General features: G+C 68.4%; 14 protein-coding genes and 1 tRNA gene. 9 read left to right on the forward strand and 6 right to left on the reverse strand.

Annotated elements, in window-relative coordinates:
* Nucleotide 1: 1 nt before the first annotated feature.
* On the reverse strand, nucleotides 2-571 hold the full coding sequence (locus ACTWPV_RS14930) for a 5-formyltetrahydrofolate cyclo-ligase (RefSeq protein ID WP_443152208.1): 570 nt from the start codon (nucleotides 569-571) through the stop codon (nucleotides 2-4).
* Nucleotides 572-595: 24 nt separating this feature from the next.
* Here ACTWPV_RS14930 and galU point away from each other — a divergent pair, with 24 nt between their 5' ends.
* The 7 genes from galU (at nucleotide 596) to ACTWPV_RS14965 (ending at nucleotide 5,165) form a co-directional block, all read left to right on the forward strand.
* Nucleotides 596-1,498, forward strand: coding sequence for a UTP--glucose-1-phosphate uridylyltransferase GalU (gene galU / locus ACTWPV_RS14935; protein WP_347645850.1), 903 nt, complete (start codon nucleotides 596-598; stop codon nucleotides 1,496-1,498).
* Entirely contained in the window at nucleotides 1,485-2,672 is a 1,188-nt protein-coding gene (gene glp / locus ACTWPV_RS14940; RefSeq protein ID WP_443152209.1) for a molybdotransferase-like divisome protein Glp, read from the forward strand. The genes galU and glp overlap by 14 nt, the downstream gene beginning before the upstream one ends.
* Nucleotides 2,669-3,145 carry a cyclic pyranopterin monophosphate synthase MoaC gene (moaC, locus tag ACTWPV_RS14945; RefSeq protein WP_132519471.1) on the forward strand — a complete coding sequence of 159 codons (477 nt, stop codon included), beginning with the start codon at nucleotides 2,669-2,671 and terminating at the stop codon, nucleotides 3,143-3,145. The genes glp and moaC overlap by 4 nt, the downstream gene beginning before the upstream one ends.
* Nucleotides 3,142-3,624, forward strand: coding sequence for a MogA/MoaB family molybdenum cofactor biosynthesis protein (locus ACTWPV_RS14950; protein WP_443152210.1), 483 nt, complete (start codon nucleotides 3,142-3,144; stop codon nucleotides 3,622-3,624). The genes moaC and ACTWPV_RS14950 overlap by 4 nt, the downstream gene beginning before the upstream one ends.
* Before the next feature lie 67 nt (nucleotides 3,625-3,691).
* Nucleotides 3,692-4,336, forward strand: a complete 645-nt coding sequence (locus ACTWPV_RS14955) for a GNAT family N-acetyltransferase (RefSeq protein ID WP_347645854.1) — start codon at nucleotides 3,692-3,694, stop codon at nucleotides 4,334-4,336.
* A 124-nt stretch (nucleotides 4,337-4,460) separates the two neighbouring features.
* Complete coding sequence (gene sepX, locus ACTWPV_RS14960; RefSeq protein ID WP_347645855.1) at nucleotides 4,461-5,042, forward strand: divisome protein SepX/GlpR; 582 nt, start codon at nucleotides 4,461-4,463, stop codon at nucleotides 5,040-5,042.
* 49 nt (nucleotides 5,043-5,091) lie between these two features.
* Nucleotides 5,092-5,165: transfer RNA gene (locus ACTWPV_RS14965), tRNA-Ala, on the forward strand.
* Nucleotides 5,166-5,412: 247 nt separating this feature from the next.
* Here the strand turns inward: ACTWPV_RS14965 and ACTWPV_RS14970 are convergent.
* Together ACTWPV_RS14970 and ACTWPV_RS14975 are read right to left on the reverse strand one after the other, a co-directional pair.
* Complete coding sequence (locus tag ACTWPV_RS14970) at nucleotides 5,413-7,215, reverse strand: hypothetical protein (protein ID WP_443152211.1); 1,803 nt, start codon at nucleotides 7,213-7,215, stop codon at nucleotides 5,413-5,415.
* Nucleotides 7,212-8,147 (reverse strand): hypothetical protein, encoded by a 936-nt coding sequence (locus ACTWPV_RS14975; protein ID WP_443152212.1) that lies wholly within the window; start codon nucleotides 8,145-8,147, stop codon nucleotides 7,212-7,214. The genes ACTWPV_RS14970 and ACTWPV_RS14975 overlap by 4 nt, the downstream gene beginning before the upstream one ends.
* Nucleotides 8,148-8,219: 72 nt before the next feature.
* Here ACTWPV_RS14975 and ACTWPV_RS14980 point away from each other — a divergent pair, with 72 nt between their 5' ends.
* Nucleotides 8,220-8,534 (forward strand): helix-turn-helix domain-containing protein, encoded by a 315-nt coding sequence (locus ACTWPV_RS14980; protein WP_443152213.1) that lies wholly within the window; start codon nucleotides 8,220-8,222, stop codon nucleotides 8,532-8,534.
* Between the two features lie 248 nt (nucleotides 8,535-8,782).
* Here the strand turns inward: ACTWPV_RS14980 and ACTWPV_RS14985 are convergent, their stop codons facing one another.
* On the reverse strand, nucleotides 8,783-9,289 hold the full coding sequence (locus ACTWPV_RS14985; RefSeq protein ID WP_443152214.1) for a hypothetical protein: 507 nt from the start codon (nucleotides 9,287-9,289) through the stop codon (nucleotides 8,783-8,785).
* Nucleotides 9,290-9,704: 415 nt separating this feature from the next.
* On the opposite strand from ACTWPV_RS14985, the gene ACTWPV_RS14990 reads away from it, so the two are divergent.
* On the forward strand, nucleotides 9,705-10,721 hold the full coding sequence (locus ACTWPV_RS14990) for a hypothetical protein (protein ID WP_443152215.1): 1,017 nt from the start codon (nucleotides 9,705-9,707) through the stop codon (nucleotides 10,719-10,721).
* A gap of 508 nt (nucleotides 10,722-11,229) precedes the next feature.
* On the opposite strand, the gene ACTWPV_RS14995 is transcribed toward ACTWPV_RS14990, so the two are convergent.
* Nucleotides 11,230-12,291 (reverse strand): hypothetical protein, encoded by a 1,062-nt coding sequence (locus tag ACTWPV_RS14995; protein WP_443152216.1) that lies wholly within the window; start codon nucleotides 12,289-12,291, stop codon nucleotides 11,230-11,232.
* Between the two features lie 318 nt (nucleotides 12,292-12,609).
* Entirely contained in the window at nucleotides 12,610-13,926 is a 1,317-nt protein-coding gene (locus ACTWPV_RS15000) for a tetratricopeptide repeat protein (RefSeq protein WP_443152217.1), read from the reverse strand.
* Nucleotides 13,927-14,002 lie beyond the last annotated feature (76 nt).

Below are 14,002 nucleotides of genomic sequence, written 5' to 3' on the forward strand. Positions count from 1 at the left end.
GTCACATAAGCCTAGTAAGGCCTGACGGTGTCATGGCATAGCGGACGTGGCGGTCGTGTGGTTCGGACGGGACATCGTCGATCAACTCCCCGTCGTGGAGAAGAGCGACCGTGGGGACATTGGGACCGACTCTGGCCAGGGCTCGATCGTACGAGCCGCCGCCGCGGCCGAGGCGTACGCCCGTCTTCCTGTCCACCGCCAGGGCGGGCACGATCACGAGGGCGGCGGTGCGGACGGCGTCGACGCCGCGGCGGGTGTCGACGGGCTCCATGATGCCGAAGCGGCCGGGGGCGAGCGTGCCGGGCCCGTCATAGACCGCCCAATCGAGGTCGTCGTCCTCACGAAGCACCGGGAGGATCACGGTGGCGCCGTGTTTCCACAGGGCGAACACCAGCCCGTGCGTATCCGGCTCCGACCCCGTTGACCAGTAGCAGGCCACCAGACCGGCCATCTGGACCCACGGTTGTTCGAGCAGGGTTTCACGGACCTTGACGGCGTTTGCCCGTAGTTGCTCTGGGGAGAGTGCACTACGCGCCGCGTTAAGCTCGCGGCGCAGGTTGAACTTGTCCACAGGTGCCTCCACTAGGGTCTACTCATGGCTGACTTCGACCCTGTGACGAAAGCCGTCGTGCCCGCCGCGGGTCTGGGCACCCGGTTTCTCCCGGCGACCAAGGCGACACCGAAAGAGATGTTGCCCATCGTCGACAAGCCCGCGATCCAGTATGTCGTTGAAGAGGCCGCCTCGGCGGGGCTCCTCGACGTGCTCATGGTCACCGGCAAGAATAAACGGTCAATCGAGGACCACTTTGACCGGGCGTTCGAGCTGGAGGGGGCCCTTGAGGCCAAGGGCGACGAGCATCGGCTGTCCCAGGTTCGCGAGCCCGCCTCGCTCGCGACGCTCCACTACGTGCGCCAGGGCGAGCCGAAGGGTCTCGGCCACGCGGTGCTCTGCGCCAAGCAGCACGTGGGCGATCACCCGTTCGCCTGCCTGCTCGGCGACGACCTGATCGACCACCGCGACCAGCTGCTCAAGCGCATGATCCAGGTGCGCGACACGTTCGGCGGAAGCGTGATCGCGCTGATGGAGGTGCCCAAGGAGCAGGTCTCGCAGTACGGCGTGGCGACCATCGAGGCGACCGCCGAGGACGACGTCGTGCGGGTCACCGACCTGGTGGAGAAGCCGCCGGCCGACGAGGCGCCGTCCAACTGGGCGATCATCGGCCGCTACGTGATCGATCCCGCGGTGTTCACGGTGCTGGAGGACACGCCGCCGGGGCGCGGAGGCGAGATCCAGCTCACCGACGCGCTGCGCACGCTCGCCGCGCGCGGCTCCTCGGAGGGCGGGCCCGTGCACGGCGTGCTGTTCAGAGGGCGGCGCTATGACACGGGCGACAAGCTCGACTATTTGCGGACGGTGGTGAAGTTCGCGGCGGACCGGGAGGATCTGGCGCCGGATTTCGTGCCGTGGCTGCGGGAGTTCCTCGATGAAATCGGTTGACGCGCATCTGGCCGACATCCTGGCCACTGTGCGTCCGCTGGCGCCCCTGGAGCTCGACCTGGAGCAGGTGCTGGGGGCGACGCTGGCCGAGGACGTGTCGTCGCCCGTGCCGCTGCCGCCGTTCGACAACTCGGCCATGGACGGGTACGCCGTACGCGCTGAGGATCTGTCGGAAATTCCGGTTACGTTGCCGGTGATCGACGACGTGGCGGCCGGGTCGACCGAGTTGCGGGCCGTCGGGCCCGGCCATGCCGTACGCATCATGACCGGGGCGCCGCTGCCCGCCGGGGCCGACACCGTGGTGCCGGTGGAATGGACGGACGGCGGCACCGTCTCCGTGCGCATCGACCGCCGCGCCGAGGCCGGCAACGCGATCCGGCGGGCGGGAGAGGACGTCCAGGCAGGCGACGTGGTGCTCGGGGCGGGCACCGTGATCCGCCCCGCGCAGCTCGGCATCATCGCCGGGGTGGGGCGGCGCCGGGTCCTGGCGCGGCCGCGGCCCAGGGTCGTGGTCCTCTCCACGGGCGCCGAGCTGGTCGAGCCGGGGTCGCCGCTGGCCACCGGGCAGATCTGGGAGTCCAACAGCTACACCCTGACGGCGGCCGTGCGGGAGGCGGGCGCCGAAGGCTACCGCGCGGGCTCGGTCGCCGACGATCCGGCCGAGCTGCTCGATCGGCTCGACACCCACCTCGTGCGCGCCGACGCGATCATCACGAGCGGCGGGGTCTCGATGGGTGCGTACGAACCGGTCAAGGAGGCCCTGTCGCCGCTGGGGACGGTCCGGTTCGAGAAGGTGGCCATGCAGCCGGGGATGCCGCAGGGGTTCGGCGTCCTGGGGGACGACCAGGTGCCGATCTTCGCTCTGCCGGGCAATCCGGTGTCGTCCTTCGTGTCATTCGTGCTGTTCGTACGCCCGGCGCTCGACAAGATGCGCGGCCTGCCCAGCGGCATGCCGGAGCTCGTGACCGCGAGGGCCGCGGGTCCGTTGCGCTCGCCGTCCGGGCGGAGGTCGTTCCTGCGTGGGGCGCTCGCGCCCGACGGCACGGTGACGCCGGTGCACGGGCAGGGCTCCCACCAACTTGCCGCCCTGGCGGTGGCTGACGCGCTGATCGTGGTTCCCGAGGAGGTCACCGAGGTGGCTGCGGGCGCCACGGTGGAGGTGATCAAGCTGTGAGCGAGCTGACCCACATCGACGAGACCGGCGCCGCCCGCATGGTCGACGTCTCCGCCAAGGACGTCTCGGCCCGCACCGCCACGGCGAGCGGCCGGGTGCTGCTGACGGCCGAGACGGTGGCGCTGCTGCGGTCGGGTGAGGTGCCCAAGGGCGACGCGCTGGGCGTGGCCAGGATCGCGGGCATCATGGGGGCGAAACGCACCCCCGACCTGATCCCGCTCTGCCATCCGATCGCGCTGCACGGCGTGAAGGTCACGCTGGAGGTCGAAGACTGGGGCGTGGCGATCACGTGCCGGGTCAAGACGGCCGACCGCACCGGCGTGGAGATGGAGGCGCTGACGGCGGTCTCGGTGGCCGCGCTGGCGCTGATCGACATGGTCAAGGCCGTCGATCCGGGCGCGGTGATCACCGACGTGCGGGTGGAGGAGAAGCTGGGCGGGAAGACCGGCCGCTGGACGAGGGATCCGGCGTGATCCGGGCTCTCGTGATCACCGTGTCGAACCGGGCGTCGTCCGGGGTTTATGCCGACAAATCCGGCCCCATCCTGGTCGACCTGCTGCGCGGCGATGCCGGCTGCGAGACCGTCGAGGGCCCCGTGCTGGTGCCCGACGGCGAGGCGGTCGAGCGGGCGCTGCGCGACGGCGTGGCGGCAGGCTTCGACGTCATCGTCACGACCGGCGGCACCGGTCTGACGCCGCTCGACCTGACGCCCGAAATGACGGCCAAAGTGATCAGCCGGGAGGTTCCAGGGATAGCCGAGGCTATTCGCCAGGCAAATCGCGAAAAAGTGCCTACTTCCGTACTATCCCGGGGATTGGCCGGACAGGCGGGCAAAACCTTGATCGTAAATTTGCCAGGATCTTCCGGCGGCGTACGCGACGGCATCGCCGTACTCGCGCCGATTCTGCGGCACGCGGTCGACCAGATCCAGGGCGGCGATCACCCGCGCTGACCACGATCCGCATCCTCGATCGCTGACCCCGTGGCGACATCATGGCCGATAGGGGGATGATGAGAATGTGGATCGACTTCGTGGCTGGCCGGCGACTCTGAGGGAAGGTCCGGTCGGCCTGCGGCCGCTGCGGCTGAGCGACGTGCGCATGTGGCGCGAGACCCGGCTGCGCAATGCCGACTGGCTGCGTCCATGGGAGCCGAGCAACCCGGAGACGCCGCTGTTCAGGACCGGTCTCGGCCCCTACATCTCCATGGTCGGCACGTTGCGCCGCGAGGCCAGGCAGGGGCTCGCGCTGCCCTGGGTGGTCACGTACGACGGGCGCTTCGCGGGGCAGCTCACCGTCGGCGCGATCGTATGGGGATCCGCCCGCTCCGCCCAGGTCGGCTACTGGATCGACGGCGCGCTGGCCGGCAAGGGCATCACCCCCACCGCGCTCGCCATGGCCGTCGACCACTGCTTCTTCACCACCGGCCTGCACCGGCTGGAAGCGAACATCCGCCCCGAGAACCAAGCCAGCCGCAGGGTGGTTGAGAAGCTCGGATTCCGGGAAGAAGGCATTCGGCGGCGCCAACTCCACATCGATGGAGCCTGGCGCGACCACATCTGTTACGCGTTGACCGTCGAGGACGTTCCTGGCGGCCTTCTCGTGCAGTGGCGTCGTGCACGTGAGTCGGCAACTCACGGCGGTTCTCCCGTCGAAGAGGTTTGACGATCTCGCGACACACCGCACCGAATGCTCGTCAATTAGTGACACGCGGTCTTACGGTGCGTGACGTGAGCACATTGAAGACGCAACCAGCACACTCGCGTCTTCGTGCTGCCCGGAGGTGCCCATGAGCATCCTCCTCTACTTCGCCATCGTCGTGATGTGGCTCTGCGTCCTGATCCCGATGTGGCTGCGCAGGGACAAGACCAACCTCGCCGAACTCGCCGAACTCGAAGAGCACTACACCGGCGAGCACCAGCTGCCCGACCTCGACAACCTCGACCCCTCCGACGCCGACGAGGACGACGGGGCGGTGCCGATGGAGGTCGAGAAGGTCGACGTCCGCCAGTTCCGGCTCCGCCGCCGCGCCATCATCGTGGCCCGCCGGCGCCGCCTCCTCTTCTTCACCGCCCTGCTGGTGCTGGCCTCGGTCGTCACGGCAGCGGTCAAGATGATCCCATGGTGGGGGGTCGCCCCCTCCGTCGTCATCATGCTGGCGTACATGGCCTTTCTCCGCATCGCCGTACAGGTCGACAGGGAACGGCGCGAACGTGCCCGCCAGGCGCGCGCCGAGCGGCTGCGGCGGGCACGTGAGCAGCGGCGGGTCGTCGAGGAGGCGGAGGCCGAAATCATCGATCTCGCCTCGCACCACTCGGATGTGCTGTTCGATCAGTACGCCGAACCGCCCAAGCGAGCGGTGGGCGACTGAAACGGTGGCGCGAGGACCCTCCGGAGTTTGCTAATCTGGTCGAGTCCTTGGGGATGTAGCGCAGTCCGGTAGCGCACTTCGTTCGCATCGAAGGGGTCAGGGGTTCGAATCCCCTCATCTCCACCCAGGGCCGTTCTTGAAACGGCCGGACAGAGGTTGACGAGTCCCGTCTGATCATCACGATCAGGCGGGTTCTTGTCGTTTCAGGGGTTTTCCGAATCGGGTTCGTCCTGGTTTGGGAGCTGCGGAGCAGGTGCCTGGGAAGGTCCGGGTGGTGTCAGGCCGCTGGTCGAGGACCGAGTTTGCGTCGTTGGGCATGGCGAAGCTGACGCTGGGCTGGGTGCTGCGACAGGGTGATCTGAATTGCGGCTTATGGGATGGGTGGTGGCCTGCTCCGACTCGGGAGCGGCATGCGGTCGACCTGCTCTGCTGGGATTTCGAGGACATCGGGCGAGGTGTCGGGCTCGTCTGGAGGCTGCTGGGTGTGGCGCCACTGGTCGAGGAAGTGGTCGTTGGCGACGGCGACGATCAGCGCGGCCAGGATGGTTTGGGCGACGCGGCCGTGGGCGAGTCGGTTCTTGGGGTCGCCGAGGTCGAGGTCGTGCCCCTTGACTCTGCCGTTGAGGCCCTCGGTGTTGGCGCGAACGGACTTGTAGGTCCCGATCCAGGCGGGACTGAGGTAGGGCAGGTCTTGGCGGAACTTGTCGAGATGGCCGAGGTCGTCCTTGCGCAGGGTGATGGTGTGCTGGCGGCAGATCTTCGGCAGTTCGCCGGCCTTCAGGTCGGGCCGTGGGGGCAGGACGCGGGGTTTGGCCGACGGGTGGGCGGCGCGCTGCCGGGCATCGGTCAGGTCGACGGCAATGGGCTGGTTGGGGCCGCGCTGGTGGAGGCGGGCGAAGCGGGGGCAGGTCAGCGATGGGGAGGTGCCTGCTGCCGGGCATTGGAAGCGGACGGTGCCGCTGGCGTTCGGGCTCTGTTTGAGGCGCAGCAAGTACGGCTCGCGCGCGCTGATCAACGCGGTGAGGTCCTCCGACGGGGTGCGGATGGCGGCGTCGTCCAGGCCGGTGGTGGCGTGAGCGAGCCGGTCGGGCATCAGCGGGCAGGCCAGGGAGCCGTCGATGAGCAGCGTCCACGGCGCGCCGTGGACGCTGCCCTGCACTCCCCGCTGATCCACCTTGTAATCGAGGGCGAGTCGAAAGCCGAGCTGGCGGGCGGGTTGGGCGAAGTGGACGCGTTGCTGGTCGGTGTAGGCGCGGTCGACGACGGCGAACGCTGTGGGAAACCCGAGTTGGGCCAGGGGCTTCAGGGTGGTGATGGCGTTGGCACCGATGCGTTTGCTCGGCGTGTCCAGGACCAGGCCGAGTGCCAGCTGCGGGAAGGAGCCGAGAACCGAGTGGGTGCGGGCGGCGACGGTGAGCGTGGCCGAGTAGCCGTACTCGGGTGGGTCGTTCCCGGCCGAGTGGTGCCAGCCTGCGGTGATCTCGGTCGAGGCGATCAGCTCGCCGGTGGAGCGGCGAGCTCGGGGTGGGCGGGCGAAGACCGGGACGGCGGTGGTGTCGATGCCGACGTCGCCGCGGAAGTCGGTCAGGTAGCCGCGGCCTTTGGCCCAGCGGACCGGGGTGAGCACGAGCGCGGTGACGATGTCTTGCAGCAGGTCCCGCTTGCGGGTGTGGTCGGGATCGTCGTCTTCCCAGGCGATGGCGAACAGGTCGGCCTCGTGCTGCGGCAGACGGGTGCGGCGGTCGTGCCGGACCGGGTCCAGCAGGCTGGTGAGCCTGTCGAAGGCGCGGTAGAAGCATCGGCTGTCGGCCAGGCAGGCGTGCGGATCGTCGGCAGCTGGCCGGTCGGCGTCCAGTCCCAGATGCTCACGGGCGGCCGGGGACAGACAGAAGGCGGCCAGCCGCCAGGCCTCGGCCAGGGTGACTTTGCCGCTGTGATGGATCGAGACCAGCAGACAGACGAGCGCCGCCCGGATAGGCACTCCCGCCGGTCCGGGGCGAGGGCCGAGCTCGGCATCGATCAACGACATGATGCCGGAGTCGTCCACCAGCCGGGCGTAGTGGCTGGTGACGGAGTCGGGGATCTGTGCCGTCTGTTTGGTGGGAGGCCGGGGGCGGGTGGCACGGGCTCGGGTGGTGCGCGGCGGCCAGGCGCGTGGCTTCGCCGTACTCAACCGGCCCGTTCGTCGGGTCGGCCGCGCAGCAGCGCGACCGCGGTGGGCTGGTCCAGGGCTGGGACGAAATGTTGGTAGCGGGCCAGTGCGGAGGTGCTCATCCCGGCCGCGGCGGCCACCACGCCCAGATCGATGCGGGCGCTCAGCAACTCGACGATCCAGGAGGAGCGCAGCCGGCGCACCGACAAGGCGGGCAGGGCGCCGGTCGGGGTGTGGCGGGCGGTCCAGGAGCTGAACAGGTTCTTGGCGTGCCGGGCGACGCGCCCGGGCCGGAACACAAACCGGCCGCCAGGCTGACCGGGGGCACCAGCCAGGACGTGCTCCCAGGCGGCGCGGCAGACGATCAACCGCTGCGTGCCGGGGACGGAGACGACGACCGCGCCGGAGTCCAGACGGCGCAGATGCTCGGTGCGGACGGCGGCAACCTCGCCGGAGGTCAGACCACAGCCGAAGGCCAGGGCCATCAACGCCAGCGCGTCGCCTCTGGCCTGGCCGGGCAGGCGTTCGGCCCAGCCGCGAAGGCGGCCGGGCTGGGCCGGCGAGTACGGTGGGCTGACCCTCTTGGGGGCTTTCATCGGCGGCGGCGCCTGCTCGCCGCGCTCCAGCCAGGCCAGCGTGGCGCGCATGTGCCGCAGCCAGCTGCGGTAGGTCTGCGCCGAGCTCGGGGCCAGGTCGGTGCAGCCGGTCAGGACGAACGCGTCGATCGTCTCGTGCCGCAGCCACACTTCCGGGTCGTCCGGCAGGCCGGAGCGGTGGCACCACACGGCCAGTCGGGTGGTCGCGGTGAGCAGCCGTTGCACCCGGTAGGGAGATCGGTCGGCGCTGGCGGCGACCAGCATCCGCACGTGCCCGGCGACAAGGTCCCATTCCGGCTGGGGGTTCTGCGGCCGGTAGCCGGTGATCGTGGCCGAGGTCTCCGCATCGAGGGTCACACCCCATCCATAGCGGCAAGACAACCTGCCGTTACGCAGTGCGACGACATCCACCGAAAGGAGCGCTTTGTCATGGTCGGAGGACGCGGGCGTTCCCGTTCGCCCCGGGACCTGGCCGAGGACCCGGAGAACTGGCCCCACGCGGACCTGTCCGGCCATGTGGCCGCCGCCGTCGTCCAAGCGATCGCCGCCACCTTGGCCGAGGTGATCGCCGACCAAGGGCTGAGTTTCCGACGCCTGGCGGTGCTGTCGGGCGTGAACCGGCAGACCATCAATGACCTGGTCGCCGGGCGTTGCTGGCCCGATGCGGCCACCATCGCGCAGTTGGAGGCCGGGCTGGGCATCCGGCTGTGGCCGGTCTCGCCCGGTGGGTCCGGTGGAAGCTGACCCGCGGCGAACGCGTCTTGGCCCTGGTGAGGGCCCCGTTGGAGACACTGTCGATCCTTCCCGCCTCGTCCTGTTGGTGGCAGGGCAGGCGAAATCCGGGCTCGACGTCTCCCCAAGAGAACCCATCCGGGTTACTCTCGGGAATGCGGGAGCCACTGTCGGTTAGACCTGCTGGTCGCTCACGCAACCTCGGGTGCCGCCGAGACGCAACCTCGGCGGCACCCTGCTCATGCACGGCATGGCCGTGATCAGGGACGGATGGTCAAATCGGCCTCCCCGGTCGGTGCGTAGCCGTTGATCCCGGCGGCGATCGCGTAAAGCCCATCGGCTTCCCGGCAAAGCCACCCATCAGTCACCAGTCGCTGCAACCGCGAACGCATCCCCTCGACCTGGGAGCGGGTGTCCGGCTTGCCGATCGCCTGCACGATCTCCCGTGCCCGCATCGGCTCATCGGCCGTAGCCAGCAGCGCCACCACCTGCTGCCTGAACCCCCGCAGCGGCGGTAGCTGTGCGTGCTCGACTTCAGGGCCGAGGCGAGCCGGGGCGGGTGGTTCCTCCTCGACGACCACGCCGTCACCTTCAGCCATGTCGGCGTCGCTGAGGTGACCGCCGGTGAACTCTGTCAGCGTCTCGCGCGTGATGGCCAGACGCTGCAGTCGTTCCTCGACCGCGGCCAGTTGCGCCCGCAAGTCCTCGGCCTGCCGTAGCGCAGCCGTCTCGGCCTGGGCCACGCGTTCCAACAGTGACGTCACCATCGCCTCCCACGGGAGAAGCAGCCGTACCCGCCTGCCGCATTCACGCCATGCAGCCCAACAACTCCACACTGTAAACGGCGAAACACTGGCAGTCACTACCGCACTCAAGATCTGTCCGCGCCAGTCAACGTCGACGCTTACTGAGCCGAGCCCAACCCCGCGGAAATGTCAGCCGCCTCTGTCAAGGTGATCTGGCCGCCGGTTGCGTCCGCGGAAGTGGTGTACGAGTTTGACCTTGTCACAGGCGTTCAGAGGATGAGCTCGGTGGCGACGGTGAGAGCGGGCGGCCAGAGCAGGGGATCCTGGGAACGTCGCGGAGTTCAGGCGCGTCGAAGATCACATGGAGGCCGTCCCAGGAAGGATCAGGAAAGCGACCGCCCTGCTGCTTTCCCCGGCTCCGGCCGGGATCGCGCTGGTGCTGATCACGTTGCTTGCCCAGGCGCAGAGCTCGCTCAGTTTGCCGCACTACGAGAATCCGCAGGAGATTTCGGCGGCGATGTGGCGTTCCGCGGCGAGCCAATCCGATAAGGAGTTCCGCGACCAATTGCTCGGCCTTGGCATATTCACTGCGGCGGCCACCGTCGTGTTCGGGGTGCTGGCGTGGCAGGTGCGGCGTGGCACGCGGCGGCCCACCTTTCTGTTCGCGGCCGCCACCGGGCTGACCGCTGTCTATGTGGCCATGCTCTGGCAGGTATTCGCCATGGAGCCGTCGGGACTCCTGCTCGTGTCCGACGGCGGACAAGAAAGTCACCTCATCAACCTGGAGCTGCCCGGTTGGTACGCCCCGCTCCGCGGGCTCCTGGTCCTGGCCGGTGCGGTCGCACAGGTATGGGGTCTCATTCTGCTGACCGGTAGGCAGGGAGTGGAATGGTGGACCGTTCACCAGAAGTGGCCCGCCGGGGCGGGCCCCGCGCCCCTGTGGATGAGCCCGCTCCGCCAGGCGGCCTTGCTGATGCTGCTCACCCCCGCGTTGTTACTGATCTACGCCCTGGCGAACTATCCCGGCGCCGTGGTCGGTCTGGCCATCGAACGCGGCGAACCCGATTTCCTCCCCTATCTATTCCTCCAGGATATGGAGGTCCACGTCGAGTTTTTCGGGATCACCGCGGCCCCTGTCGTGGTAGCGGGCCTGATCCTTTGGCGGCACCACGCCCGGGAACGGCTGGCGGCCGGTTTGCTCGCCGGTCTCATCGGAATTCCCTACGCGGGCGGTCTGCTGGACTCTGCCCTGCATTACAGCGACACAAGTTACTTCCACAATTACGTGGGCACGGGAATCATCACACCCTGGTGGCACGTGCCAGCGGTATCGACCGTCGGCCTCACCCTTCTCCTCTTCCACCTGGCCAGCCTGGCCCTCCTCTTCCGGGATCCCCGCACAAGAGCCGCGTTCTCCGTGGCTGGGTCAGGTGGTGGAGCGGGACCAGAATAGGCCGCCCGGGATTGTGCCGGTCGGACCGAGCAGCATGGCGAAGATGGCGCCGGCCAGGCAGCTGCCGAAACCGTCGGTGGAGTTGGGCCGCGTGCAGGGCGCCGATGACCGCGCTAGGTCCAGGTCGTGGTCGATACGGTCGGCTCGCTCAGCCCGGTCTCGGGCGCCATGGCGCAACCCTGGGAAACGATCAACCAGAGTCCGGGAAGCGATCTTCAGATCTCCAGCACTCGCCAGGTCGGGCCCACTCGTGAACACCCCACCCAGGGCCGTTCTTGAAACGGCTGGGCTGAAGTCGACGGGATCCCGTCTGATCATCGAGATCGGGCGGGATCTTGTCGTTTCAGGAGTTTCCGAATCGGGTTCGTCCTGGTTTGGGAGCCGCGGAGCGTGTGTCCGGGAAGGCCCGGGTCGTGTCTGGTCGCTGGTGGAGGACTGGGTTCGCGTCGCTGGGCGTGGCGATGCGGCTCCGGGCTGGGTGCTGCGACAAGGTGATCTGAATTGCGCGTTATGGGATGGGTGGTGGCCGACTCCGGCCCGTGAGTGGCGAGCGGTCGAGGTGCTCTGCTGGGATCTCGAAGGTCTCGGCGGATGCGCCGGGCTCGTTGGAGGGCTGGTGGGTGTGGCGCCAGGCGTCGAGGAAGTGGTCGTTGGCGACGGCGACGAGCAGGGCGACCAGGATGGTCTGGGCGATGCGGCCGTGAGCGAGCCGGCTCTTCGGGTCACTCAGGTCGAGGTCGTGGCGCTTGAGACGGCCGTTCAGCCCCTCCGTCATGGCCCTGACCGTGGAGTACGTCCCCCGGCACGAGGGGCTGAGGTAAGGCAGATCCTGACGGAACTTGGCGAGGTGGCCAAGGTCGCCGGGGCGCATGGTGATGGTGTGCTGGTGGCAGATCTTCGGCAGTTCGCCGGTCTTGTGGTCGGGGGTTGGGGGCAGGACGCCGGGTTTGGCCGCAGGGTGGGCGGCTCGCTGCCGGGCGTCGGTCAGGTCAACTGCGATAGGTCGGCTGGGGCCGCGCTGGTGGAGGCGGTCGAAGCGGGGGCAGGTGAGCGACGGGGAGATGCCCGCTGCTGGGCACTGGAAACGGCTGGCGCCGTCTGCGTTCGGGCTCTGTTTGAGACGCAGCAAGTACGGCTCTCGCGTGCTGATCAGCGCGGTGAGTTCTTCCGATGGCGCGCGGATGGCGGTGTCATCCAGGCCAGTAGTGGCCTGTGCGAGCTTGGCGGGCATCAGCGGGCAGGCCAGGGAGCCGTCGATGAGCAGCGCGCCGTGGACGCTGCCCTGCACTCCCCGCTGGTCCACTTTGTAGTCGAGCGCGAGTCGGTAGCCGAGCTCGCGTGCGGGTTGGGCGAAATGGACGGGTTGCTGGTCGGTGTAGGCGCGGTCGACGACGGCGAATGCTGCGGGGAAGCCGAGGGTGGGCAGGGGTTTAAGGGTGGTGATGGCGTTGGCGCCGATGCGTTTGTGCGGGGTGTCGAGGACGAGGCCGAGCGCCAGTTGCGGGAAGGAGCCGAGTGTCGAGCGGGTGCGGGCGGCGACGGTGAGCGCGCTCAGCACCCAGACGATCATACCGCCAGCGTCTGCGGCGGATGCACAGCTCGGGTCATACGGGCACCCGAAGGCACTCCTGACCTCCCCCAGCAGGCCTGTCGCGGTCGCTGCGGGATGGACCGTGGTGACACTTATCCCATGGGGGCCTCCTCCTCACGCAGAGAATCGGCCAACTCCCGCAGCGCCGCCTTGCTGCCGACGAACGCCGACCAGCGGGGGACACCGGTCATCCCGGCGAGGCGTTGACGAAGATCACATGACTCCTGGGCCGCCGCAACGCGGGCAACGTCAGCGCGGAGGACCCGGCTCACCGGACGGTGACCAGACCCGTCTCGTTCACGCTTGCCGCCATCGGGTGCGCAGGACGGCGACAGCCTCCTCAACACGTCCCTGACGGATGAGCAGTTCCTCTAAGAGGTTCTGATTGCTCCCATCGCCGTCGCCACTCACCGGCTGCAAGACCTCGATGGCATCCTCCAGGCGACCGGCACGTACCAGCAGGTCAGCCAGGAGCTCTGCACCGTCCCAGCAGCCGGACTCCGGATGGACGCGCAACTCCGTGATCGCCTGATCCGTGCGACCGGAATCGGACAGCAACCGAACACGCTGACGCAACAGGTGAAGAGACATGCCGCCCTCCTGTACGGCGAAATCGTCGATGATCGCGAGGGCCTCCTCGACGCGGCCCTGGTCGGCCAGCCACGTATACAACCGTTCGGCGAAGTAGTCGCGGTGTTCGTAGTCGTCGGTAATGGAATAGGGCACCGGGCGCAGCATCTCGATCGCCTCGTCGACTCTGCCGTTGCGGGCCAGCAAGTTGGCGAGCGCCTCTGCCGGGCCCGGTGAACCACTCCTGACGAGCGGCCGGAGCACCTCGATGGCCGCTTCCACCTCTCCGCGCTCTTCCAGAAATTGGGCCAGGCACTCAGCCGCCGTCAGACTGCCCTTCTCAGCCGCGTATGCCCGGAGCTCGTCCTGTCTGCCGTGTCTGGCGAGCAAATCGGCGAGCTCGTCGGGGCCATAATTGGATGTCAATTCAGAGGTGCGCATCAGGGCCACCGCATCGTCGACTCGCCCCTGCCGCTCCCTAACCACGGCCAGCAGGTGCACAGCGTTTGAAGGCTCGACGTATCGCATGCAGTGGGGGCGGTCCCGAGCAGCGTCGATGCGCGCCTGTAGGAGCGCGGCCACCTCCTCATCCCGGCCCAGGCCGGCGGTCACCTCGACGAGCACAGACGCGACGTCCACCCGCTCGATGTGCGGGCGCAGCAGCTCGAACGCCTCATCGCTGCGGTCGTTCCGGGCCAGCAGCCTCGCCAGATGGAACATGGCGAAAAAATTCGCAGCCTCCGTGTACGGGCGGATCAAGGCGATCGCCTCCTCCGGACGTGCCCCGCCCTCGAGGATGTCGACGGCCGTGGAAGCCGCGATCCACCAGCCGGTATCGACGAACGGGGCCAGCACCTGCAGGGCGGCGTCTCGCTGCCCCTGTTCGATCAGCATCCGCGCCCACCCCTTCGCGCAGTTCCAGTCCTCGCCGGCCTGCCGCCGCACCTTCTCCACGTGGCCGTGATCGATCATCAACGAGACCAGCCGCGGCGGGATCAACCCGTCGCCAGTGCGGAATTGTTGTGCAAGCTCGTCAGCGTCCATGACGGCAAACATAGAGGTGACCCAGCCAGCCTTTGCTCAGAAGGCGTCCGAAGGATGCTCCTACATACCGTCCATC

The organism is Nonomuraea sp. KM88, assembly GCF_052245635.1.
Lineage (GTDB): Bacteria > Actinomycetota > Actinomycetes > Streptosporangiales > Streptosporangiaceae > Nonomuraea.

Bases quoted from the DNA above. Each gene is read 5' to 3' on its own strand.
- galU (WP_347645850.1), top strand. From the start codon at position 596: ATGGCTGACTTCGACCCTGTGACGAAAGCCGTCGTGCCCGCCGCGGGT.
- glp (WP_443152209.1), top strand. From the start codon at position 1,485: ATGAAATCGGTTGACGCGCATCTGGCCGACATCCTGGCCACTGTGCGT.
- sepX (WP_347645855.1), top strand. From the start codon at position 4,461: ATGAGCATCCTCCTCTACTTCGCCATCGTCGTGATGTGGCTCTGCGTC.
- ACTWPV_RS14980 (WP_443152213.1), top strand. From the start codon at position 8,220: ATGGTCGGAGGACGCGGGCGTTCCCGTTCGCCCCGGGACCTGGCCGAG.
- ACTWPV_RS14985 (WP_443152214.1), bottom strand. From the start codon at position 9,289: ATGGTGACGTCACTGTTGGAACGCGTGGCCCAGGCCGAGACGGCTGCG.
- ACTWPV_RS14995 (WP_443152216.1), bottom strand. From the start codon at position 12,291: ATGATCGTCTGGGTGCTGAGCGCGCTCACCGTCGCCGCCCGCACCCGC.
- ACTWPV_RS15000 (WP_443152217.1), bottom strand. From the start codon at position 13,926: ATGGACGCTGACGAGCTTGCACAACAATTCCGCACTGGCGACGGGTTG.